This window comes from Glaciibacter superstes DSM 21135 (genome assembly GCF_000421145.1).
Lineage (GTDB): Bacteria > Actinomycetota > Actinomycetes > Actinomycetales > Microbacteriaceae > Cryobacterium > Cryobacterium superstes.
Genome location: NZ_ATWH01000009.1, coordinates 77,862 through 100,180, shown reverse-complemented (window position 1 = coordinate 100,180; position 22,319 = coordinate 77,862). Strand labels below are relative to the sequence as shown.

The 22,319-nt window shown below is 64.5% G+C and carries 21 protein-coding genes; 16 read left to right on the top strand and 5 right to left on the bottom strand.

From position 1 onward, the window contains the following. The first annotated feature begins 250 nt into the window (after nt 1-250). Entirely contained in the window at nt 251-1,852 is a 1,602-nt protein-coding gene (locus K323_RS26085) for an MDR family MFS transporter (protein WP_022885830.1), read from the top strand. Between the two features lie 195 nt (nt 1,853-2,047). On the opposite strand, the gene K323_RS0113580 is transcribed toward K323_RS26085, so the two are convergent. Further along, nucleotides 2,048-2,770: a sulfite exporter TauE/SafE family protein gene (locus K323_RS0113580; protein ID WP_022885829.1), complete on the bottom strand. Its 723-nt coding sequence runs from the start codon at nt 2,768-2,770 to the stop codon at nt 2,048-2,050. 9 nt (nt 2,771-2,779) lie between these two features. Then, nucleotides 2,780-3,598: an aldolase gene (locus K323_RS0113575; protein WP_245570985.1), complete on the bottom strand. Its 819-nt coding sequence runs from the start codon at nt 3,596-3,598 to the stop codon at nt 2,780-2,782. A 146-nt stretch (nt 3,599-3,744) separates the two neighbouring features. On the opposite strand from K323_RS0113575, the gene K323_RS0113570 reads away from it, so the two are divergent. The 11 genes from K323_RS0113570 (at nt 3,745) to K323_RS0113520 (ending at nt 15,241) form a co-directional block, all read left to right on the top strand. Continuing rightward, complete coding sequence (locus K323_RS0113570) at nt 3,745-4,542, top strand: DeoR family transcriptional regulator (RefSeq protein WP_022885827.1); 798 nt, start codon at nt 3,745-3,747, stop codon at nt 4,540-4,542. A gap of 134 nt (nt 4,543-4,676) precedes the next feature. Continuing rightward, complete coding sequence (locus K323_RS26080) at nt 4,677-5,846, top strand: mandelate racemase/muconate lactonizing enzyme family protein (protein ID WP_022885826.1); 1,170 nt, start codon at nt 4,677-4,679, stop codon at nt 5,844-5,846. Then, on the top strand, nt 5,843-7,336 hold the full coding sequence (locus tag K323_RS0113560; protein ID WP_022885825.1) for an aldehyde dehydrogenase family protein: 1,494 nt from the start codon (nt 5,843-5,845) through the stop codon (nt 7,334-7,336). Before K323_RS26080 ends, K323_RS0113560 begins: the two co-directional genes overlap by 4 nt. A 2-nt stretch (nt 7,337-7,338) precedes the next feature. After that, nucleotides 7,339-8,481: a 6-phosphofructokinase gene (locus K323_RS0113555; RefSeq protein ID WP_022885824.1), complete on the top strand. Its 1,143-nt coding sequence runs from the start codon at nt 7,339-7,341 to the stop codon at nt 8,479-8,481. A gap of 29 nt (nt 8,482-8,510) precedes the next feature. Next, the gene (locus K323_RS0113550) at nt 8,511-9,818 is read left to right on the top strand and encodes an ABC transporter substrate-binding protein (protein WP_157509441.1); all 1,308 of its coding nucleotides are present in this window, start codon (nt 8,511-8,513) and stop codon (nt 9,816-9,818) included. A gap of 4 nt (nt 9,819-9,822) precedes the next feature. Then, nucleotides 9,823-10,773 carry a carbohydrate ABC transporter permease gene (locus tag K323_RS26075; protein WP_157509440.1) on the top strand — a complete coding sequence of 317 codons (951 nt, stop codon included), beginning with the start codon at nt 9,823-9,825 and terminating at the stop codon, nt 10,771-10,773. 7 nt (nt 10,774-10,780) lie between these two features. Then, entirely contained in the window at nt 10,781-11,605 is an 825-nt protein-coding gene (locus tag K323_RS0113540; RefSeq protein WP_022885821.1) for a carbohydrate ABC transporter permease, read from the top strand. Continuing rightward, nucleotides 11,602-12,639: an alcohol dehydrogenase catalytic domain-containing protein gene (locus K323_RS26070; protein WP_022885820.1), complete on the top strand. Its 1,038-nt coding sequence runs from the start codon at nt 11,602-11,604 to the stop codon at nt 12,637-12,639. The genes K323_RS0113540 and K323_RS26070 overlap by 4 nt, the downstream gene beginning before the upstream one ends. Next, nucleotides 12,636-13,541, top strand: a complete 906-nt coding sequence (locus K323_RS26065; RefSeq protein WP_022885819.1) for a 2-deoxy-5-keto-D-gluconate 6-phosphate aldolase domain-containing protein — start codon at nt 12,636-12,638, stop codon at nt 13,539-13,541. The genes K323_RS26070 and K323_RS26065 overlap by 4 nt, the downstream gene beginning before the upstream one ends. 45 nt (nt 13,542-13,586) lie before the next feature. Then, on the top strand, nt 13,587-14,213 hold the full coding sequence (locus K323_RS30700; RefSeq protein WP_022885818.1) for a GntR family transcriptional regulator: 627 nt from the start codon (nt 13,587-13,589) through the stop codon (nt 14,211-14,213). Beyond that, entirely contained in the window at nt 14,210-15,241 is a 1,032-nt protein-coding gene (locus K323_RS0113520) for an alcohol dehydrogenase catalytic domain-containing protein (RefSeq protein WP_022885817.1), read from the top strand. Before K323_RS30700 ends, K323_RS0113520 begins: the two co-directional genes overlap by 4 nt. 137 nt (nt 15,242-15,378) lie before the next feature. On the opposite strand, the gene K323_RS0113515 is transcribed toward K323_RS0113520, so the two are convergent. The 3 genes from K323_RS0113515 to K323_RS0113505 form a co-directional block, all read right to left on the bottom strand. After that, the gene (locus tag K323_RS0113515; RefSeq protein WP_022885816.1) at nt 15,379-16,179 is read right to left on the bottom strand and encodes an ATP-binding cassette domain-containing protein; all 801 of its coding nucleotides are present in this window, start codon (nt 16,177-16,179) and stop codon (nt 15,379-15,381) included. After that, nucleotides 16,176-17,222: an ABC transporter permease gene (locus tag K323_RS0113510; RefSeq protein WP_022885815.1), complete on the bottom strand. Its 1,047-nt coding sequence runs from the start codon at nt 17,220-17,222 to the stop codon at nt 16,176-16,178. Before K323_RS0113510 ends, K323_RS0113515 begins: the two co-directional genes overlap by 4 nt. A 137-nt stretch (nt 17,223-17,359) precedes the next feature. After that, nucleotides 17,360-18,472, bottom strand: coding sequence for a substrate-binding domain-containing protein (locus K323_RS0113505; protein WP_022885814.1), 1,113 nt, complete (start codon nt 18,470-18,472; stop codon nt 17,360-17,362). Nucleotides 18,473-18,585: 113 nt separating this feature from the next. Between K323_RS0113505 and K323_RS0113500 the strand changes: the two genes are divergently transcribed. The 4 genes from K323_RS0113500 to K323_RS0113485 all read left to right on the top strand — a co-directional run bounded on the left by K323_RS0113500 (nt 18,586) and on the right by K323_RS0113485 (nt 22,181). Continuing rightward, on the top strand, nt 18,586-19,641 hold the full coding sequence (locus K323_RS0113500; protein WP_022885813.1) for a LacI family DNA-binding transcriptional regulator: 1,056 nt from the start codon (nt 18,586-18,588) through the stop codon (nt 19,639-19,641). Continuing rightward, complete coding sequence (locus K323_RS0113495; RefSeq protein WP_022885812.1) at nt 19,634-20,527, top strand: PfkB family carbohydrate kinase; 894 nt, start codon at nt 19,634-19,636, stop codon at nt 20,525-20,527. The genes K323_RS0113500 and K323_RS0113495 overlap by 8 nt, the downstream gene beginning before the upstream one ends. Nucleotides 20,528-21,109: 582 nt before the next feature. Beyond that, nucleotides 21,110-21,487 (top strand): helix-turn-helix domain-containing protein, encoded by a 378-nt coding sequence (locus K323_RS26055; protein ID WP_022885811.1) that lies wholly within the window; start codon nt 21,110-21,112, stop codon nt 21,485-21,487. A 334-nt stretch (nt 21,488-21,821) separates the two neighbouring features. Next, nucleotides 21,822-22,181, top strand: a complete 360-nt coding sequence (locus tag K323_RS0113485) for a UBP-type zinc finger domain-containing protein (RefSeq protein ID WP_022885810.1) — start codon at nt 21,822-21,824, stop codon at nt 22,179-22,181. Nucleotides 22,182-22,319: the final 138 nt, after the last annotated feature.

The window sequence follows — 22,319 nt, the reverse complement described above, 5'->3', positions numbered from 1 at the left end:
ACTTGACGACGGATGCCGCGGCCCGATAGTGTCGTCGACGCTATGATCATCTGAAGAAATATTCGCCCGCGTCCGAGGCATTGCCCGGCGGGAATATCGGCTCCCTCTTATCGTTAATCTCTTTACCCGGTTTCTGCCTTTTTCCGCTTCCCGGCGGTAGGGTCCGCTTTATCAGCGGCAGAGTCATAGCTCGCCAGAGTCCCATCTCAGCGGAGTCATCACTCGGTCGCCCTCGATTGGAAACTCTTTCGTGACTGAATCCACATCCACCGCATCTGTGCCGACAACGACGGCGCCGACAACGACGGCGCCGACAACGGCGGCCGCGCCGACCGCGGCCGCGCAAAACGCCCCACTCGACGGCCATACACCGGCCGCGGCGACCCCCGACCACTCCGTTCGCAACCGCCGGGTGATCTGGCTGCTGCTGGCGGCATCCTTCGTCGTCATCTTGAACGAGACGATCATGAGCGTCGCCATTCGCGAACTCATGATCGACCTCAACATTGACGCGCGCGCCGCGCAGTGGCTGAGCACCGCATTCATGCTGACCATGGCCGTGGTGATTCCGATCACCGGATTCCTGCTGCAGCGCTTCAACACCCGGCCGATCTTCATCACCGCGATGTCGCTGTTCTCGATCGGAACCCTGGTCGCCGCAATGGCGCCGGGCTTCGAGGTGCTGCTCGCCGCCCGCGTCGTGCAGGCGTCAGGTACCGCGATCATGATGCCTCTGCTGATGACCACGCTGATGACGCTGGTTCCGCCTGCACAGCGAGGCAAGACCATGGGTAACGTGTCGATCGTCATCTCGGTCGCCCCCGCGATCGGCCCGACGATCTCGGGCATCATCCTCAACACCCTGTCGTGGCGTTGGATGTTCTGGCTCGTTCTCCCGATCGCCGTCGTCATGCTGATCATCGGCATCCGTCGCGTTCAGAACGTGACCGAGCCGAGGCGCGTGCCGCTCGACGTCACCTCGGTGATTCTGTCTGCGTTCGGTTTCGGTGGTCTGATCTATGGGCTCAGCAACATCGGCGGTGGCAGTGAGGGCGGTGCGGATGCCGGTGGTGCCGCGTCGTCTGCGGTCAGTCCGATGATGATGTGGCTGGCCCTGGGTGTCGGCGTGGCCTCGCTCGCGGCGTTCATCATCCGTCAGCTGTTGCTGCAGCGTCGTGACCGCGCGCTGCTCGACCTGCGCACCTTTAAGTCGCCGATCTTCACGGTGTCGATCGTCATGATGGCGGTCAGCATGGTGGCGCTGTTCGGAACCATCATTCTCCTGCCGATTTACATGCAGCAGGTGCTCGGGTTCGAGCCGGTGCAGATCGGTCTGCTGCTGCTGCCCGGCGGGTTGCTGATGGGTCTGTTGGCGCCGTTCGTCGGGCGACTGTACGACCGCATTGGGCCGTCGCGACTGGTGGTTCCAGGGTCGATTCTGGTGAGTGTTGTGCTGTGGGCGCTGACGACGGTGAGCGAGAACACCTCGTGGATGTTCCTGCTCGGGGCGCACCTGGTGCTGAGCATCGGGTTGTCGCTGCTGTTCACGCCGCTGTTCACCTCGGCGCTGGGAGCGGTCAAGCCGCACCTGTACTCACACGGCAGCGCGATCGTCGGAACGGTGCAGCAGGTGGCCGGTGCTGCCGGTACCGCGCTGTTCGTGACGGTGATGAGCGCGCAGTCTGCCGTGCTTGCGGTAGGCGGGGCGACGGATGCCGTCGCCGTCGCCGGCGGTGTGCGCGCAGCGTTCCTCACTGGTGCGATCATTTCGATCCTGGCGGTGGTGGCCGCGTTCTTCGTGCGGAAGCCCGTCGACGACCTCTCCGACGCCCCGGCCTTCGCCGCGCACTAGCGCCTGGCGGGCTGGCGCTGCTGGGCCCGACGCCTCGCCGATAATCGCCGCTGCTGCCGAGAATCGCTGCAGCACCGGCGATTCCCGGCGCGAGCGGCGACTTTCGGTGGGGTCGGGGACTCGAACGTCCGCAGATTGTGCTGGGGCCAGGACCGCCACATGCGTGTGAGGCGGCAGCGCCAGCAGCGCCGGCCGCTACGACAAGAGCTCGAAGAGACCCTTGCCGGCCGACGCGAGCGCGCCGATCAGCGCTATGACGAGAACGAGTCGCCTGGCCAGCGAGTGATCGACCCAGCGCTGGATGTACGACCCGACGAGGATGCCGGCCACCACCGCCCCGACGGCCGCCAGCACGATCGCCGGTGGAAGGGTCAACTGCTGCTTCGACACCAGCGACAACACGTTCGCCAGCAACAGGGAAACCTGCACCGTCGGCACAAACGTCTTCGAGTGCCAGTCGGTGCTTGCTCCATAGACCGCCAGCGCCGGGCCGCCGACGCCCGCGGTCACGTTGCTGAAACCCGACACGAGACCCGCCACAACCGCCCCGCCCGGTTTTCGCAGCAGCCGCAGTGGCCGTCGGGCCATGACCACGGCAACAGCCACCGCGGTCAACGCTCCGACAAGGATCAGGAGCCACGGCCGCGGCAGGGAGTGCACCACGAGCGCACCGGGAACCACGGCGATCGCGATGCCGAGCGACAGTTGCCACGCCAAACGCCAGTCGATGTGACGCCACGTGGTCGCAAGCACGGTCACTGCGGTGATGGCGGAGAGGAGATTGGCGAGCGAGATGCCGTTGATTGGGTCAAGCAACAACACCAGCACAGGGCCGGAGACGAGCGCGAAACCCAGCCCCGTCATCCGTTGCAGGCCTGCGCCGGCCAGAACGGCCACCAGTGCCAGCGCAAGCAGCATGCGGCGAGGCTAGCGCGTTACCGCATCGTCGACGATCGCAGCCAGGCGCTCGAGGCGCGGAATCGAAACGCGCTCGAGCTCCGAGTCCCAGTCGTCATGCGTGACGACAGATGCCCACACCGCGCGACCCGCAAGGAAGCCGGAGGCGCCTGCGCGGCAGGCGACGTCGACCACCTCGGGGAAGCGCTCTGCGTCGACACCCGACGAAAGCACCACCCACTGCCCGTTGATCGCATCGGTCAGCTCGCGGCATTTCGCGTCGATCTCGGCGTCGGTCCCTGTGCCATGGGTCGGCACTTCGGACTTGTAGATGTCGGCGCCGCGGTCGCCGAGTTCGCGAGCCGCCGAAAGGATGCCTGCTTCCAGGTCGGATGCCGCCTTGTCACGGCGCCCTCGCGAGACCGGTTCGACCACGCTGACGAGGTCGTGCGTGCGGCACCGTGCCACAAAGTCGTCAACCATCGCGACGCGCTCCTCCGGGTCCGTGTCGGGGCGCCAGAGTACCAGCAGCTTCAGTGCCTTCGCGCCCTGGCGCTTCAGCTCGGCGAAGTCCAGCTCCTCGTCGATGACGGACTCCGCCACGAACTCGTGCTTGCTCGGTGTGAACGCGTCCACAGCCGCAATCATCGCGCAGGACGGATCGACAACCGACGCGCCAACGACGGCGTCCCATCCGAACTGCTTGTCGATGAGGATTGCGGACGCGTGTGGACTCAGCGCCTTCGCCGCGCTCACCTTGAAACGGGTCAGGTCGGCGTCGCTGACCTCGCCGGGGCGCCCGACGGCCATCATGGCCCTGAGCGCCTCTCTCTGGTCAACGGCCAGCATCGCGAATCCTCCGGATGGACGAGCAAGCACACGGGCATCTGACATGGAAGAACACGCTCCTGACGTATGGCACTCACGGCCAAATCGAAAACAATGTTCGGAATCTAACATCAACGACAGTCAGAGATCAAGTCATGTCGTAGCATGTGGCTGTGGCCGCGACGAAGACTTCCCTGCATGTCGGTCCCGGTTCGATCCGGCGATCCGAGATCCTGCAGCGCCTATATCGAACGGGCCATGTCTCCGTCTCGGCGCTCAGCGCAGATTTCAAAGTCTCCGAGATGACCATTCGGAGAGACCTGCGCCAACTCACCAGTGAAGGCGCGGCGAGTCTTGTGCACGGCGGCGCGCGGTTGCCTCAGGATCGACACACACCGGCTGCGTTCTCGGTTCGGGCGGTCGAGCAGGCGTCGGCCAAACGGCGGATCGGTGCCGCGGTCGTCGGCCTGCTGCCCCTAGACGGAACCGTCGGAATCGACGCGGGCACGACGGCACTTGAGGCGGCGATTCAGCTCCCAGAGGACTTCAGGGGAACCATCGTCTCGCACTCCGTGCCCGTGCTGGCAACGCTGCTCGGCCGGCCGGACATCCCGGTCATCGGGCTCGGCGGTGATCTCTTGCACCAAAACCAGGCAATGGTCGGTTCGGAGGCCGTCTCCTCGATTCGCAATCTTCGGATACAGACATTTGTCGTGGGCGCCAGCTCCATCGACAGTCGCGGCGTCTACGTGCATACGAGCCTGGAGCTCGCCGTCAAGCAGGCGCTCATCGAGGCTGCCGACGAAGTGATCCTGGTGTGCGACGCCTCGAAGCAGGAGACCAGTGGGGCGGTTCGGGTGTGCTCACTCGATGTGTTCGACGCCGTTGTGGTTGACCAGGCACTCGCGCCCGAGCTCTCTGCTGCCATTCGGCAGGCCGGCGCGCAGATTCTCATCGCACTCTAGCGTCGCGGTCGTCTCGCGACGGTTCGATGTTGCAGTAGACGGTTTGTTGCCGCAGGCGACGGATGTTGCCAGCACCCTCGCAGGTTCGTAGCGTGGTGTTGACATCGGCTTCAGATCCCGGCAGACTGCATGCAATGTTCGAAACCGCACATTCAATCACCACACCGGCCGTCTCCGCGCCGCTGTCGGGAGTGCCCATCAGGAGGGTGCACTGTCGTGTCTTCCGGGCGCCGTCGACCGACAACGTCGCAATGTCGTTCGCTCCGCTCACCCACCGCGTGATGGTGGTCATCGAGCTGGAGTTTGAGGACGGAACCTCGTCAGCGGGCGAGACCTGGGCGAACTACCCGTCGTGGGCCTGGCAGGAGCGCCGGGCAACCGTCGAACACGGCGTAGCCCCGCTGCTTGTCGGCGAGGCATTCACCAGCACGTCCGAGGCTCACGACCTGATGACAACACGGCTCGGTGCGCTTGGGCGCCAATGGGGAGCACCTGGGCCGATCCGCCAGGCGATCAGCGCAGTTGACGTCGCCCTCTGGACACGAGCGGCAGAAGAACGCGGTGTGCCCCTCGGCCGCTTGCTGGCTTCTGAAACGCGGGGAGAACTTCCGGTCTATGCCTCGAGTCTGGGGCCGACCGGCGTCGAGGCGACCGCGCACACCTGCCTCGAGCTCAACATCCACGCGGTGAAGGTCAAAGTGGGCTTCGGGCGAGAAACGGATGAGGCCAACCTCGCCGCCACGCGGCGTGTGCTCGGAGACGAAGCGCGCCTCTTCGCCGACGCCAACCAGGCCTGGACGCCCTCCGAGGCCCTCGCCATGGCGCCGGTGCTCACGGAATTCGGCGTTGAGTGGATCGAAGAGCCGATCGCCGGCGACGATGCAGGCGAACTCTCCCGGTTCGGTGAGGCCGCGGGCCTCGCGGTGGCGACCGGAGAGAACCTGTACGGCGCCGCCGCATTCCACGACTACATCGACCAGCCCAGTATCCGTATTGTGCAGCCCGACGTGAGCAAGGTCGGCGGCGTGACCGACTACTGGCGAGTGGTGCAGTACGCGGCCCCGCGAGGCACTCTTGTCGCGCCCCACTTGTACAACGGCGCCCTCGCCACCGCGGCGACGCTGCAGGTCGCAGCCGCCAATCCCACCACCCCGTGGGTCGAGTGGGACATCCGTTCCAATCGCCTCAGGGAGCCCATCGGCCACGTGCTGACCGATCACGGCACCGTACTCGTTCCGCAAGGCCCGGGCCTGGGCGTGCACATCGACTTTGAATCACTGTCCGACTTTGAGGAGACCCTGTGACCATCGAATCATCCCCATCGACCGCAACCACTTTCGGCGAAGACTGGGTTGCCGGCGTGCTGAGCCAGGCGTCCGGAGTCCGGATCAATGGTGCGGTTGTCTCTGAAGGCCTCGAGCACCGAACGCTCCTCAATCCGACCGACAACACGGCCATCGCCCAGGTCGGATACGGCAACGCTGACCATGCGGCCGCCGCCGTGCGCGCCGCAGAAGGTGCCCTTCCGACGTGGAGCGCGACCCCAGCCGCAGAACGGGCCACGGCGTTGCGCCGGATCGCAGCCGGACTATCCGACGCCGCAAACCACGAGCAGTGGGCCGGGCTGATCACCACCGAGACTGGTAAGCGCACCCCGGAAGCCGCCGCAGAGCTGAAACTCTCTGCCGTGTATTTCACCACCTTCGCGCAGCTCCTCGAGAACCAGGCAGAAGAAGAATTTCGCGCGGTCCCCGGTTTCACACACCGCGTCTCACCCCGCCCGCTCGGCGTGGTTGCGGTACTGACGCCCTGGAACTTCCCGGTGTCCATCCCGGCACGCAAGATCGCGCCGCTGCTGGCGGCCGGCTGCACCGCCGTCTTCAAGCCGTCTGAGCTCGCCCCGCTCTCCTCCATGGTGCTCGCCCGGCTGCTTGACGAACATCTCCCAACCGGTGTCGTCAACACCGTTCTTGGAGACCCTGACGAGGTGGCCGACCTGTGGCTCGCCGACGAGCGGGTGCGCGCCGTCACCTTCACCGGCTCCACCCGCGTCGGTCGCCTCGTCGCGGCAGCGGTCTCCGATCGGTTCCTCCCGGCAGTGATGGAACTCGGCGGATGCGCACCCTTCGTTGTTCTGGGCGACGCGAACGTCGCGCACGCCGTCGACACCCTGATGATCGCCAAGTTCCGCAACAACGGGCAGTCATGCATCGCGGCCAACCAGGTGTTCCTGGCTCGCTCGATCAGCGAAGAGTTCCTCTCGCTCCTGACCGAGAAGACCGCAGCCCTCACGATCGGCGACCCGCGGGAGGCCGACATCGACCTTGGCCCGCTCGCACCGGCACAGGACCCGACACGTATCACCCGCCTGGTCGATGACGCGATCCGCGAGGGTGGAGAAGCCCTGGTCGCGAGCAGGTCGGTTCCTTCCGCCGGCAACTATGTCTCACCGCAATTCGTGAAGAACGTTCCGCTCGATTCGGCACTCTTCGCCGGAGAGGTCTTCGGGCCGGCCGCCGGCATCCACGTCTTTGACGACGTCGAGGAGGCGCTCGCCCTGCACTACGCAACGGGCTACGGCCTGGCCGGCTACGTGTGCGGCACCGACCTCGATCGCGCTCGGGGGGTTGCAGAGCGGATGCGCGCTGGAATCATCGGAATCAACAACGCCACTCCGAATTACCCGGGTGCACCATTCGGCGGCCTCGGGCTCTCCGGCATGGGATACGAAGGCGGGCTTAAGGGTCTGGAAGCGTTCCAGTCCTTTCACACCGTCGCGGAAGTGCGGGTCTAATCATGCGCCTCGCGATCGCCCAAACCGGCGCCCCGACTGCGGTGGTCAATCGCAGCCTCGACGGCTTTTTGTCGGCATCCGTCGGCAACGATGTGGTGGCGATTCTCGGGGGTGCCACCGGGTTGCTGAACGACAGGGTCAGAGCGATCACCCGAGCGGATGTCTCAAGTTCAGAATTGCAGAGGGTCGGTTCCTGGCTCGGCGGCGGGCGTTTCTCGGTGGGGGAGAACGACCTCAGCGCCATGGTCGACACCCTCGTGCGCCACCGGGTGGACGGCCTCGCGATCATCGGCGGCAACGGCACGATGGCACTCCTCGAGGCGATCTCTAAGACCGCCAGTGCTCGGGGCATGGCGCTGCGCTGCGTCGGCATTCCGAAGACCATCGACAACGACATCGTCGGCGTCGACCATACGCCGGGGTTTGCATCCGCGGCGCGCTATCTCGCGCGCACCGTCACAGATCTCGCGCGCGACCAGTCCGCGATGGGAAACGTCGAGCCGGTGCGGATCGTGGAGACCATGGGCAGGTCGACCGGCTGGCTCGCTCTGGCCGCGAGCTACGCCCGGCACGACCCGGAGTTCGCGGCAGATCTGGTTCTGATACCGGAGACGACATTCGAGCTTCCGCATTTCCTCGCCAGGGTGGAGGACATCGTCGAACAACGCGGTCGTGCACTCGTGGTCGTGAGCGAAGGTGTGGCACCCGAACTGACGCTCCAGCCGGTGCATGACACGAACCACACCCGCCTGATCCAAGGCGGCATCTCCCGGGTGCTGGCCGGCGAGGTTCGCGAGAACCTCGGCTTCGCGGCGCGCGGGGAGGTCATCGGCACGCTCCAACGATCCGCGTCCACGGCAATCAGTGCGGTTGACGCCGAAGAGGCGAAGACAGTCGGAGCGATCGCCGCCACCTGGCTGACCAGCGGCGAACACACCGACGTCATGGTGGGAATCGAGGTCGCCGACTCTGCAACCGCCGCCCCTGAGACATACGTGGCCTCATTCACGCCGATTTCGCTCGGGACTGTTGCCGGCCACGTGCGCGCGGTGCCGGAAATGTGGCGCGAAAGCGACCCACAACAACTCTCCACTTTCTATGACTGGCTTGACCCGCTCATCCGAACACCGCTTTCACACCCGTGACAAGCATCTTCACCTTCAAAGGAGAAATCATGAAGAAAACAACCAGAAAGTCCCTGGCCATACTGACCGGGCTCGGGATGGTCCTGTCGATCGCCGCCTGCGGCAGCCCGAGCGACAACGCGGGCGGAGGTGATGCAGAAGGCGGGGGAACCATCACCGTTGTGCTCTCCAACCACCCGTGGCAGCGAGCACTCGAACCGCTCATCCCCGAGTTCGAGAAGGAATCCGGCATCGAGGTCAAGGTGCAGACGTTCGCCGAGCAGCAGGCCAGGGACAAAATTCTCTTGAACCTGCAGTCCAAGAGCAACGCCATGGACGTCTACATGACACTGCCATCCAGGGAAGGCCCTCAGTTCTCCTCTTCCGGTTACTACGAAGAACTTGACGATTACCTGGAGAGCGCACCAGAGGACTACAAGGCGACCGACTTCTCGCCGGGTGCCATGGACGGAATGCAGGCAGACGGCGCCACCATCGCCCTTCCGATCAACGTCGAGGGCCCCGTCCTCTACTACCGCAAAGACGTCTTCGACGAGCTTGGACTGAAGGTTCCGGGAACCATGGAAGAACTGATCGAGGTGTCCAAGACCATCAAAGAACAGGGCGACGGCATGATCCCGATCACCCTTCGAGGCGCTTCTGCTGCCATCCCGTTCACCTTCGGCCCGTTCTTCCACGGTGAAGGTCTGTCGTGGACGACCGACGGAAAGGCGAACTTCGATGACCCGGCTGCCGCAACGGCGATCGACGAGTACGCCACGCTCGCCCGTGACTGCGGCCCTCCCGGAGTGATCAACTACTCCTTCACCGAGTCTTCCAACCTCTTTGCCCAGGGCAAGGTCGCCATGGAACTCGAATCCAGCAACGAGCTGAACAGCGTCATCGGTGAAAGTTCGACAGTCGTAGACCAGGTGGGCGTAGCGCCGATTCCGGCCGGTTCCGTCGAGGCGGCGCCGACGGCGCTTTCCTGGGGTATCGGCATGTCGCCGTTCTCCGAGTCGAAGGATGCCGCGTGGGAGTTCATGCAGTGGGCGACGTCACCAGAGATTCAGCTGGCGCTGACCGAGGGCGAGATCGCCCCTCCTCGTGACTCCGTTGCCGCTGACCCCGAATACACCGACACCTTCGACACGGATGCCAAGAAGGAATGGGGCGAGGCCGTCGCCGACATCCAGGCCAACGGGTTTGTCGAGGTCGGGCCGGTCGGTGCCGAGGCTCCCGCGATGCGCAAGGTGATCGGCGACGCAATTGGCAAGGCCATTCTCGGTGAGATCACCGCAGAACAGGCCGCGGCCGAAATTCAGGAGGGGCTCACGCCGCTCCTCGACACCAAGTGAGCCGGTGACTGTGTTCTCCACCACCAAAACCGAATCCGCTGCAGCGGCACGACCGTCGCTGCAGCGGAGACGGGGGCGCTTTGCCCCAGAGCCGGTGGCGAGGGGCGTGATGCCCCTGATCTGGCCGGCGCTGATCGTCACCATCCTGCTTGTGGTGCTTCCGGTTCTCTACACGATTTGGCTGTCGCTCTCAGACCGGAAGATCGACGGGTCGAACAGCGGCTTCGTCGGCTTGGCGAACTTTCAGACGATGTTCGCCGAACCGGAGTTCTGGAACTCGATTCGGGTGACGCTCTTTCTTTTCGTGTTGTGCCTGGTGGTGGAGACGGTCGGCGGACTGGCTCTTGGTTACCTTTTGAGCATCGATGTTCCCGGTCGTGCCATCTTTCAGGGACTGATGTTGATTCCTGCGATCACTGCTTCGGTGGCGGTGGCGCTGGTTTGGCTGCTGATCTACGATCCGACCCTCGGGGCGGCGAACCAGCTACTTGAGGCCATCGGGATAGACCCGGTGGTGTGGCTGGGAAGCCGCGAGATGGCGCCGTGGTCTATTGCGATCGTCGACATCTGGCAGTGGACGCCGTTCATGGCGCTGATCATTGCTGCGGGCATCCGTTCTCTGCCTTCTGAGCCGTTCGAAGCGGCGGTGATCGACGGGGCAGGAAGCATCAAGAAGGCGCTGTTCGTGGGGTTGCCGTTGCTCTACCCGGTGCTGACTGTGGCGATGCTGCTGCGCACCGTCGACCTGGTGCGTTTCTTCGACACCGTGTACATCATGACCCAGGGAGGGCCGGTGAACGCGACGAACACCCTCAACGTGTACGGCTACACAGCCGCGTTCATCGACCAGGACCCGAGCTATGCGGCGGCGCTGCAGCTGAGCCTGTTCTTTCTGGTGATCATCGTTGCCGGCGCATTCACCTGGCTGAGAGGGAAGCAGTCCAATGCCGAGTAGAAGTGCTGTGAAACAGAAACGCCGGAAGATCGCCCTGGTCTACGTGGGCTACGTGGTTGCGGCACTGATCTTCTTTGTGCCAGTGCTGTTCATGCTGTGGTCGGCCTTCCGTCGCAATATCGACATCACCGGCAGCATTTTCGATTTCACGACGCCGCTCACGCTGTCGAACTTCGTGAACCTCTTCGAGCGCTTCGACTTCGTCTACTACATTCGCAACAGCTTCATCATCGCGGGCGGGTCGACGCTGCTCGGCCTGATTCTCGGGGTGCCTGCGGCCTATGTGGTGGTGCGCAGGAAGCTGGCCGGACTGGGGTTCTTCACCCTGCTCGCCCGGATGGCGCCAGGCGTGATGTTCGTTGTGCCACTGTTTGTGCTCTCGATCGCGGTCGGGGCGCCGTCGAACGATGCGCTGAACTTCTTGCTTCTCATCGCGGCGCATCTGATCATCACGTTGCCGTTGTGCATTTGGCTGCTGGTGCCGTTCTTCGAAGAGATCCCCCGCAGCCTCGAGGAGGCCGCGATGATCGACGGATGCTCCGTGTGGCAGAGATTCGTGCAGGTTGTGCTGCCGCTGGTGGCGCCCGGGCTCTCGGTCGCGATCACGCTGAGTTTCATCTTCTCGTGGAATTACTTCTTGTTCGCGCTGGCGCTCGCCAACGCCGACACGATGCCATTGCCGGTGATCGCCTTCAACTTCATCGGGCAGGGCGCGGGTGACTACGGCGGATTGATGGCTGCCAGCACCCTCATCTCACTGCCCGCGCTGATCCTGGCGATCGTTGCCCAGCGCTGGCTGATCCGCGGACTGACCGGAGGCGCAGTGAAATGACAACCAATCGAGTGGCCAGGTTCCGTGGCGACGGTGTTATCGAGTTCGAAGATGTGGTGATGCCTCCGCTGAAGGAGGGGTGGCTGCGGGTGCGGGTGGCGGTGTGCGCGCTGTGCGGATCGGACAAGCGCCTCCTTCAGAGCGGATCGCCGGTCGTTCCAGGCCATGAACTGGCTGGCACTGTTGTGGACTCTGCCGCCGTCGGCGACCCGCAAACCGGCGCGCGTGTGCTCGTCTACATTCCCGTCTTCTGTGGTGAGTGCAAGGCGTGCCTGCAGGGTCAGACCAACCGCTGCTTCCAGCTTGAACAACTGATCGGCTGGCAGGTCGACGGTGGCTTCGCCGACCTGGTCGACATCCCGGCGCAGTGTGCCTTCCCGATACCAGACGACATCTCGTTCGAGGTCGCTGTGCTCGGCCTCGACACGATCGGTACCGCGGCCCATGGCCTGCGGATGGGTATCCGTACCCAGGAAGGAAACGTGAGCTCCGCGCTCGTGATCGGGTGCGGACCGTTGGGTCTCGGCGTGATCGCCGTCGCTCAGGAACTCGGCATAGAGAAGGTCTACGCGTTCGACCCGAACCGGGAACGCCTGCAGATGGCGCTGGAACTCGGGGCCGCCCCGGCGACCGACCTCGACACCGTCAACCAGTTTCAGATGGCCGTCGAAGTGAGTGGCTCGGCATCCGGCCGGGAACTGGCGCAGCGCGTGACCGAACCAGGCGGCGCCATCCTGGCCCTTGGCGAGTCCAATGAACCGTATTCGATGCCGGCGAACCCCCGGTGGCGAAGAACCGACTGTTTCACTGTGCGGTCGTTCTACTTTCCGCACGCCGAACTCGACGCGAACTGGGAGCTGTTGCGGCGCCACGGCGCCCGGCTGCAGAACGCAATCATGTCGGCCACAACGCTCGACGAGCTGCCCCAGACGTTCGAGCGCTTCACCTCTGGTGAGTACATCAAGCCATACGTCACGCACGAGAACCGTGCCACAACCACCAGACCGCATGAGAACCAGGAGCCAGTTTCGTGACCGCACCCACCCCACTGTTCATACTCGCCGTCGACCAGCGACCGTGGCTGACCAAAGCCCTCTTCGGCCACACCGGCGGCGTCACCCCGGCTGAGCGAGCTATCACCACCGAGGCGAAGCACCTCGTTCTTGACGGTCTGCTGCAGGCACGAACGGCCGGCGACAGTTCGGCCGCGATACTTGTCGACGAACAGCTGGGTGCCGGGGTAGCCGAGCGGGCGACGGCAGGCGGCATCCGTCTGGCCATGCCTATTGAGCGGGCGGGGCGAGCACTCTACGAAACCGAGCCAGACGATCTGGCCGGGTTTCTCGCCCGCTTTGAGCCGGAATTCTCGAAGGTGCTCGTTCGGTACAACACCGAAGACGACGCCGACCAGAACGACGTGCAACTGCAGCGGCTGGCTGAAGCCTCCCGCATCAGTCGCGACGCCGGTGCAACGTTCCTGTTCGAGCTCCTGGTTCCGCCGACCCAGAGCCAGCTGCACGCCGTCGACGGTGACGTGCTTCGCTTCGAAAGCGAGCTGCGACCCCTTCTGACGCGCCAGGCGATGGAGGAGATCGGCGCTCGCGTGGGTGTCGATCTCTGGAAGTTGGAGCATCAGGATTCCGTCGAGTCAACGGATGCCGCGGTGCGAATCGCCAGGGAGCAAGACAGCGAGTGCATTCTGCTTGGTGCAGGTGCTCCTTCTGACACGGTCAAGGGCTGGCTCGGCCGGGCTGCTGCAGGCGGTTTCATCGGATTCGCCATCGGCCGAAGCATCTGGTGGGACGCCGTGCAGCTCAATATCGCCGAGCCCGAGCGTCGGGATGAAGCCCAGGCCATGATCGCCTCGCAGTACCGTGAGTTCGTGCAGGCATTCCTGGCGCCCCAGCCCGAGCGGGCAAGCAGTGTGGCCGGCTAAGCCGCTGCAGTCGGCTCAATCAGCGAGTGGGGGGCGTGTGCGCTCATGAAGGCCAGCTCCGCGGTATACGAGGTTCTCCACCTTCGGATCGTCAGCGGAAAACTGAAACCGGGCTCTCGCCTCTCGGTTCCCGCCATTGCGCGCGAACTCGACGTGAGCCGCAGCCCTGTTCGCGAGGCAGTGATGGGTCTCGTCGGCGAGGGCCTGGCCCAGGAGACCCACAACCGCGGCGCCGTCGTGACCAGGTTCACGCCGGCGGCGTTGGTCAGTCTCTACGAGGCACGCGAAGCGTTGGAGGGCATGGCCGCGCGACTGGCCGCGCCGCGCTTCGGGACAGACGAGCGGCAACGGATGCTGGGGATACTTCGCGAGCACGACGAGGTTGCGAGGCGCGGTGACTTTTTGCGGCATATCGAAGTTGATGCGGCGTTTCACCTCGAGATTCGGCGCACAGCAGGGAGCCCGACCATCTTGCGGATGCTGGATGAGATTCAGGCGCAGGTCGCCGTTGCGATGCGGTCGACGAGTGTCAGCGGCGGCATGAAGCAGGCGGTCGAGGAACACCGAGCTATTTTTGATGTGCTCGTCACCGGAGAGCCGGAGGGCAGCGAGCAGGCTGCCCGTCGGCACATTCACCGGTTGACGGGTCTACTGAAGGAGGGTGCGGAATGACGACGGACCAGATGACCGCGTTGCGTTTCAACGGGATCAATGATGTGACCCTTGCCGAGGAGCCCAGGAGTCTGCCTCGCGATGGCGAGAGTGTGATCGAGCCGCTGGCTGTCGGTGTCTGCGGCACTGACGCTCACATCGTGGCCGGGCACTTCGAAGCAGCGCCCGGGGTGGTGCTCGGGCACGAGGTCTGTGCGCGGGTGGTCGAAATCATGGGGGACAGCGACGGCATCGCGGTCGGCGATCTTGTCACCGTTGAGCCGCATGACTATTGCACGCGCTGCTCCTATTGCCGGGCGGGCAGGGAGCATCTCTGCGACAGCAAGCGCGGGTATGGCGTCAAGCTCGACGGTGGAATGGCGACGCGGATGGTGGTGCCAACGCGCATCCTCTACCGGTTGCCGGATGACACCCCGCCGTGGATCGGTGCGCTCGCCGAACCGGTCGCATGTTGCATTCATGCGATGGATCAGCTGGACGCGATCTCGGGTGAATCGATTCTGATATACGGATGCGGACCGGCGGGAGCCATCCTGGTTTCCCTTGCGCGGCTGAGCGGCTTGACGCCGATCGTGGTGGTTGAGCCGTCGGCGCGAAGGCGCGAGCTCGCGTTGCGCATGGGTGCGCACGTGGCGCTGGACCCGGGCGACGAGGCCGACATGCAGCGACTCGAGTCGATTGTCGAGCATCGTGGATACCGGCGGGTTGTTGACGCGGTCGGGTCTGGCCGGATCGTGGAGCAGTCCGTCGCGGCCGCGGGCCGCGGTGCGCGCATCATGGTGTTCGGGGTGAGCAAGCCGGGGGACTTCGCTCAGATCTCACCGCGTGACATCTTCCAGAAGGAACTGAGCATCGTCGGATCGGTCATCAACCCGTACACCCACCAGCGGGCTGTGGCGATGCTGGGGGAGTTACGGCTTGATCGGCTGAATGCGGCATTCTTTTCTCTCGACCGGTTCTCGGAGGCGCTCGAGGCCCAGGCTGCCGGCGTTGCCGACAAGGTCTTCATCACCCCGATGAGTCCCTGACGCGCTGTCTAGTTGCGCAATTCCGCCCGCCTGCTGGGCCCGACGCCTCGCCGAGAATCGCCGCTGCTGCCGAGAATCGCTGCAGCACCGGCGATTCTCGGCGCAAACGGCGACGCTCGGCGAGCAAGCGCCGCCACTCAGGCGGTCGCCGCGCCCGTCATGATCGCCACGGCATCCGTCATCGAGTGCGACTGCGGCGTGATCGTCGCAGCGCGCTTTCCGAGGCGCTGGATGTGGATGCGGTCGGCGACATCGAACACGTGCGGCATGTTGTGGCTGATGAGAATCACCGGAATGCCCTTGTCACGCAGGTTGCGAACCAGCTGCAACACCTGGTTCGACTCGCGCACGCCGAGCGCCGCTGTCGGCTCATCGAGAACCACAACCTTCGACCCGAAGGCCGCCGCACGCGCCACCGCGACCGCCTGGCGCTGGCCGCCAGACAGGTTCTCGACCGGCACGGTCACGTCTTGCAGCGTCGAAATCCCCAGCTCGTTCAATTCGGCACGGGCCGACTGACGCATGCCCTTCGTGTCCATGACGCGAAAGAGCGCACCGAGAATTCCGGCCTTTCTCACCTCCCGACCGAGATAGAGATTGGATGCGACGTCGAGGGCAGGCGAGACAGCCAGATTCTGGTAGACGGTCTCGATGCCGGCAGCACGAGCGTCTTGCGGACGCTTGAAGCTGACCGGCTTCCCGTCAAGAAAGATCGACCCTTCGTCGGGAATCTCGGCACCGGTCAGGCATTTGATGAGCGTGGACTTGCCAGCGCCGTTGTCGCCGATGACGGCCAACACTTCACCCGGGTAGAGCTCGAGGCTCACGCCATCGAGCCCGACCACCCGGCCGAACGTCTTCACGAGCGAGCGCGCCTCGAGAATGGGCGTGCGCGCAGGGCCACCTGCGGCCGGCGTCGTCTCTTCGGTGAGAGTCATTTGCGTACCTTTCGAATCCACTGGTCGACGGAGACGGCCACGACGATCAGCACGCCAACGGCGAGGGTCTGGTAAAGAACGTCGAGCCCTGCGAGCGAGAGCCCGTTGCGGAACACCCCGACGATCAGGGCGCCCAGCAGGGTTCCCCAGATGGTGCCACGACCGCCGAAGAGGCTGGTGCCGCCGATCACGACCGCCGTGATCGAGTCGAGGTTCAGGTCTGCGCCGGCGTTCGGGCTCGCCGCGTTGGTGCGCCCGATCTGAATCCACGCGCCGATCGCCAGGATGACGCCGGCAGCGAGGTACACGCTCATCAGCACGCGGTTCACGCTGATACCGGCCAGTCGCGCCGACTCCTTGTCGTCGCCGACGGCGTAGACGTGGCGACCCCAGGCGGTCTTCGCGAGCACGAAGGCAATGACCACGTAGAGGATCAGCATCAACACCACACCAACGCTGATGCGCACGCCGAAGACGTCGAAGGTCGTGCCGGTCCATGTGAGAAGCGCCGGCATGTCGGTTCCGCGCACCGTCGCGCCGTTCGAGTACAGCAGCGTCAGGGCGACGAAGATATTCAGCGTGCCGAGGGTGACGATGAACGGCGGCAGCTTGAGGCGGGTCACGAGAATGCCGTTGAGGCCACCCGCCGCCAGGCCGACGATGAGCCCCAGCAGCAAGGCGATCACGGCTGGCATGCCGTTGTTCGTTGCCGTCTGGGCGACCACCATCGAGGTGAGCACCATGATGGCGCCGACCGAGAGGTCAATGCCCGCGGTCAGGATGATGAGGGTCTGCGCCACCGCAAGGGTGCCGACGACCGCAACCTGCTGTGTGATGAGCGACAGGTTGGCTGGGTTGAGGAAACGCTCGTTGAGGAAGCCGAAGACGATGACGGCCAGCACCAGCACAATGGCCGGGCTGATGGCTGGGTAACGGTGGAGCAGGTTGCGAACACGGTCGAGCGGCGTCTGCCGATCGAGAAACTCCGACGCGAGGTCGTGAGGGCCGGTTTGCGGATGCGACTGAGTGGTCTGCTGACTCACGAGGACTCCTGGTGGTGTCGGGCGGATGCGTGCGGTCGAGGTGTGCGGCGCCACGCGGCGACGCGAGGGTGGCGGGTGAACCGGTCACGCAAACGGATGCTCACGTGACCAGTTCACCCCGGTTCAAACGGATGCGACTACTGGCCCCAGCAGATTTCGGTTGCGGCTGAGCTGTCGATGCTTTCGAGCCCGTCGACGGGGGTGTCGGTGACCAGGGCGACTCCGGTGTCGAAGAAGTCGAGGCCGGCCGTCGTCGACGGCTTGGTTCCGTCGGTGGCGAGCTTCGCAATCGCCTCGACGCCCAGCTCGGCCATCTTCACCGGGTACTGCTGACTGGTGGCACCGATGATGCCCTCCTTGACGTTCTTGACTCCGGCGCAGCCGCCGTCGATCGAGACCAGGAGAACATCCTTCTCCATGCCGGCGGCCTGCAGGGCCTGGTAGGCGCCATAGGCAGCCGGCTCGTTGATCGTGTAGACCACGTTGATGTCGGGGTTCTGTGAGAGCAGCGTCTCCATCGCGGTGCGCCCGCCGTCTTCTGCTCCGGTGGTCGCTTCGTTGCCGACGATCACGTAGTCGCCGCCGCTGTATGAGCCGGTCTTGGCCTCATCGCCGTTGGTGTTCTCGTCGGCGACGTCGATGCCCATGCCTTCGAGGAAGCCCTGGTCGCGGTTGTAGTCGACCGAGACGACTTTGTCGTCGAAGAGGTCGAGCATTGCGATGGTGGCCGTCTCCCCGTCGAGCTGGGCGGCGGTCCACTCGCCGATGGCGTTGCCGGCTGCCCGGTTGTCGGTGGCGAAGGTGATATCGACGGCGTCGGCTGGGTCTGGCGCGGTGTCGAGGGCGATCACGTAGAGGCCGGCATCCCTGGCCTTCTGGATGGCGTCGACCACCGACGGGCCGTTCGGCGTGATCAGGATGCCCTTGTCGCCTTTCGAGATTGCGTTCTCGATGGCCTGGATCTGGGTGTCTTCGTCGCCGTCTTCCTTGCCTGCGGCAAGGGTGAGCTTGACGCCTGCCTTCTCGGCCGCAGCTTTTGCGCCGTCTTCCATCGCGACGAAGAACGGGTTGGTCGTGGTCTTGACGATCAGCGTGACGCCGATCTCGTCGTCGCCGCCCTCGCCTCCCGGCGTGGTGCTTGCGGTGTCGGCGCTGGCGCAGGCGGTCATACCGAAAGCGGCCACTGCGACGATGGCACCCGCGGTTGCGAGGCGCCGCCTGAACGTGTTTGGCGTGCTGGGAATCAACATTGAACTTCCTCTTGGTCGGGGGATCTGTCGATCCCTGACAACGATGTCATTAGCTAGGTCTAGATCATGAATGCCTATATAGTCAAGTCACGTTCTGAAATGGAGCACAATCCGTGACATCGTTATCAACGCCTCATCACGACCCGGTCACCGCGAAACCGCGGGCGACGATGCGGCATGTCGCCGCCCTCGCCGGGGTCGGCGTGAAAACTGTTTCTCGGGTTGTCAACGGCGAGCCGAACGTGTCAGCGGCCACCATCGCCAAGGTGCGCGATGCGGCCAGGCAACTGAATTTCGAGCCAGACATCCACGCCGGAAACCTGCGCAGGGCCGACCGCAGAAGCCAGACCCTCGGCCTGCTCGTCGGCAGTGTGGCGAACCCGTTCTCCGGTGCGATCCACCGAGCCGTGGAAGACGCAGCTGCGGAGAAGGGCATCGCCGTCTTCGCCTCCAGCCTCGACGACGACCCGACGCGAGAGCGCGGCATCGTCTCGACATTCCTGCGCCGCCGAGTCGACGGCTTGATTCTCACCACCGCGAGCAAGAGCCAGGGTTACCTGCTGCCAGAGCTCGAGCACGGCACGCCGATCGTCTTCGTCGACCGTGAACCCGTCGGAGTCGAAGCGGATGCCGTCGTCAGCGACAACGCGAACGGTGCGGCCGTTGCGACGCGCCATCTCATCGAGCACGGGCACACCCGAATCGCGTTCCTGGGCGACCGTGAAGACATCTGGACCATGCGCGAACGTCGCCGCGGCTATCGCGACGAGCTCGGTCGTGCAGGCATTTCCTCGAACGACGCGCAGGTCATAGGGGGGATCGTCGACGAGCAGGCCGCGCGCCAGGCTGTTGACGACCTGCTCGCCAGCGGCAATCCGCCGACGGCCATCTTCAGCAGCCAGAACCTGATCACGACCGGCGCCATCAGAAGCCTGCGCGACAACGACGCCGGCCACCGCATCGCACTGGTCGGCTTCGACGACATTGCGCTCGCCGACCTGCTCGACCCGGCCATCACCGTCGTGGCGCAGAATCCGCAGCGCATCGGTGCGCTGGCCGCCGAGCGTGTGCTCGCGAAGCTCGACGGCGACACCACGGCAGACCAGACCTATGTCGTGCCGACGACACTCATCGTGCGCGGGTCTGGCGAGATCCGACCGAATGAGTGACGCGCGTTCCGTCGTGGTGATCGGCGACGCGTTGATCGATGAGTTCCGAAACGGCACGGATGTCGAACGCTTCGCCGGGGGTGCCGCCCTCAACGTTGCCGTCGGGCTCGGTGTGCTCGGCATTCGCAGCACACTGATCGGCATGGTCGGAGCGGATGTCGACGGCGAGCTGGTGCGAGAGCACCTGCGGTCGTTCGACGTCGGGTTCCTGGCCACCATCGGCGATCGCGGCACGTCGGTCGCCGTTTCCGATCGCACGAACGGCGAGCCGGTTTACGTCTTCAATGACGCCGCCCGCCATCGGCGCATCGAATTCGACGGTGCTCAGCGGGAGGCCATCGCGGCCGCGGACTTCATCGTCGTGACCTGTTTTCCCTTCGATGATGAAGAGCAGGCGTGCCGGCTGGCCGACAGCATCCGTCACTCGCGTGGTCGCGTCATTATCGACCCGAACCCGCGGTCTGGCATGTTGCACGATCGAAGCGCTTTCGTGCGTGGCTTCGAGCAGCTCGCCGGGCTGAGCTTGCTGACCAAGCTCGGCGAAGAAGACGCGGCCCTGCTCTACGGCCAGGCGCTGTCGCCGGTGCGCGATCACCTGCTGCACGTCGGGGCCGCGGTGGTGCTGGCGACGCGTGGGGCGAACGGGGCGGATGTCTCCACGGCGACCGGCGTGCAGGCGCGGGCTGACATTGCGGTGCTGCCCGGCCCGATCGTCGACACGATGGGGGCGGGGGATGCCTGCCTGGCTGCGTTTGTGGCCGCGCTGGCGAGCGGGTCGGAGGTCCCGCCGATCCAGTGGGGTCGGATTCTCGATGAGGCCATGCTCATCGCTGCCACGACGTGCCGGCACGAGGGCGCATTGCTTCGGCTGCCGGAGCCGGTCTGAGGCGAGCGTCGCATTGATCGCCTGCATTGTTCTGTGAGGGGACGCAAAGTGCGCTCAAACAGCCGCCCATTCACGAGCACTTTGCGTCCCCTCACGGCGGCGCCTGCGCTATTCGAATTGCCAACACGGCGGGGATTTCTGGTGACGCAATGCGCTCGTTCCGTGCGTCTGGTCCCTTCACGTCGGTGGCGACGAATAGGATCCCCGACATGAACCCGATTGATCGTGTTGAGATGAGCTCGTCGATCTGTTGTGATCCTGGGAACGCGCCTATTCGCTTTCACTGGTACCAGATTCCGGAAGAGCCGACGCTCATGGCGCGGTTCGAGAGTCTGTTTGATGGCTACTCAGTTTTCTGGTTCGCATGTACCATGTCGAGCCCGTTGAGATACCGGCGTGCGTCGTCTCGGTTCATATTCACCGCAAAGAACTCGGGCGCGACTCGCGCGAGACGAATCGACTGCAGAATTCTGAGATTGATTTCGCAGAAACCCGATATTGGACGGGTCGGCCGGCCCGTTGGGGCCATACCTAACAGACAGGCTCTTGGCAGTCGCTGGCGCGTGATATAGACTTTACTCTATGAACCCGAAGGACGATTTTCTCGGTCTGGAGTCGGAAACTCCGACGGAGCGTCGTGCTCGCATCCTCGCTGGTAACGATGGCGACCTGCTCGCGAGCCTTATCGCGGTGCGCAAGACGAAGGGTCTGACGCAGCAAGATCTTGCTGATCGAATGGGTGTGACCCAAGCCACTGTTGCGTATTTCGAACGATACGACAGCGATCCTAAGCTCTCGACGATCCGACGCTATGCGCATGCGGTTGAAGCGCTCGTCGATCACACTGTCGAAGCCGACATAACGTCGGCCTCAAACGGTCAATCCGATCGTCGTGTTGTCGTTTCCAATCGGACATCCTCGATCAACCCGTGGCATTTCTCGGATTCCGACATCGACTAGAACCGGGACGTCCTTTGTCGCGCATCCCTTGGGGCGCGCATCCCGTGAGGCGCCTGCCACCGCCAGCGCCGTGATCCGCGCCAGTCGGCTCTCCCAGCCGCTCGCGATCCGCTTGAGGTCGCGAGCCACGGCGCTGACCCGCGACCGTCGTCCTTCGTGCACAACAGCTGCTATTTCCAGCCAGGGTTGTGAACGGGCTGGGCAGGTTTCGACCCTTCGCTCCCCACCGGCACGGCCGGTCGATCCTCCAGAAGGCCCGGAACCGGCGGCGTGGGCCCTACTCAGGACGGCGCAGGATCAAGCAGCGAAGGACGGGCGTCGTAGAATCGGCTGCATGAGCGACAGCTTCGCTGACCAGACCGCTGACCAGAACGCTGCCCCGTCGGGCACCGGGTGCGTTGAATGCCTCGAGAGCGCCGGGTGGTGGTTCCACCTGCGACGCTGTACGGCGTGTGGGCACATCGGATGCTGCGACTCGTCGCCGATGCAGCACGCAACTGCTCACTCGGCCGAAACGGGACATCCGATCGTTCGCAGCTTCGAACCAGGTGAGAACTGGTTCTGGAACTACCAGACTGCCGAGTTCGCCACCGGCCCAGTGCTGTCACCTCCCGACCACCGTCCGGTCGACCAGCCGGCGCCCGGCCCAGCCGGACGCGTTCCGGACGACTGGGAAGCCCGGCTGCACCCCTAGTACGCGGTTTCGAAACCCTTCGTTGAGGAGGCCCGCCAGGGCCGTCTCGAAACCGGCTCCAAGAGAAACCTCGGTGATCGGATTAGTTTCGTAGTACGATACTGAGGTGGAAGTTCTTCGGTCGGCATTTCGGCACGA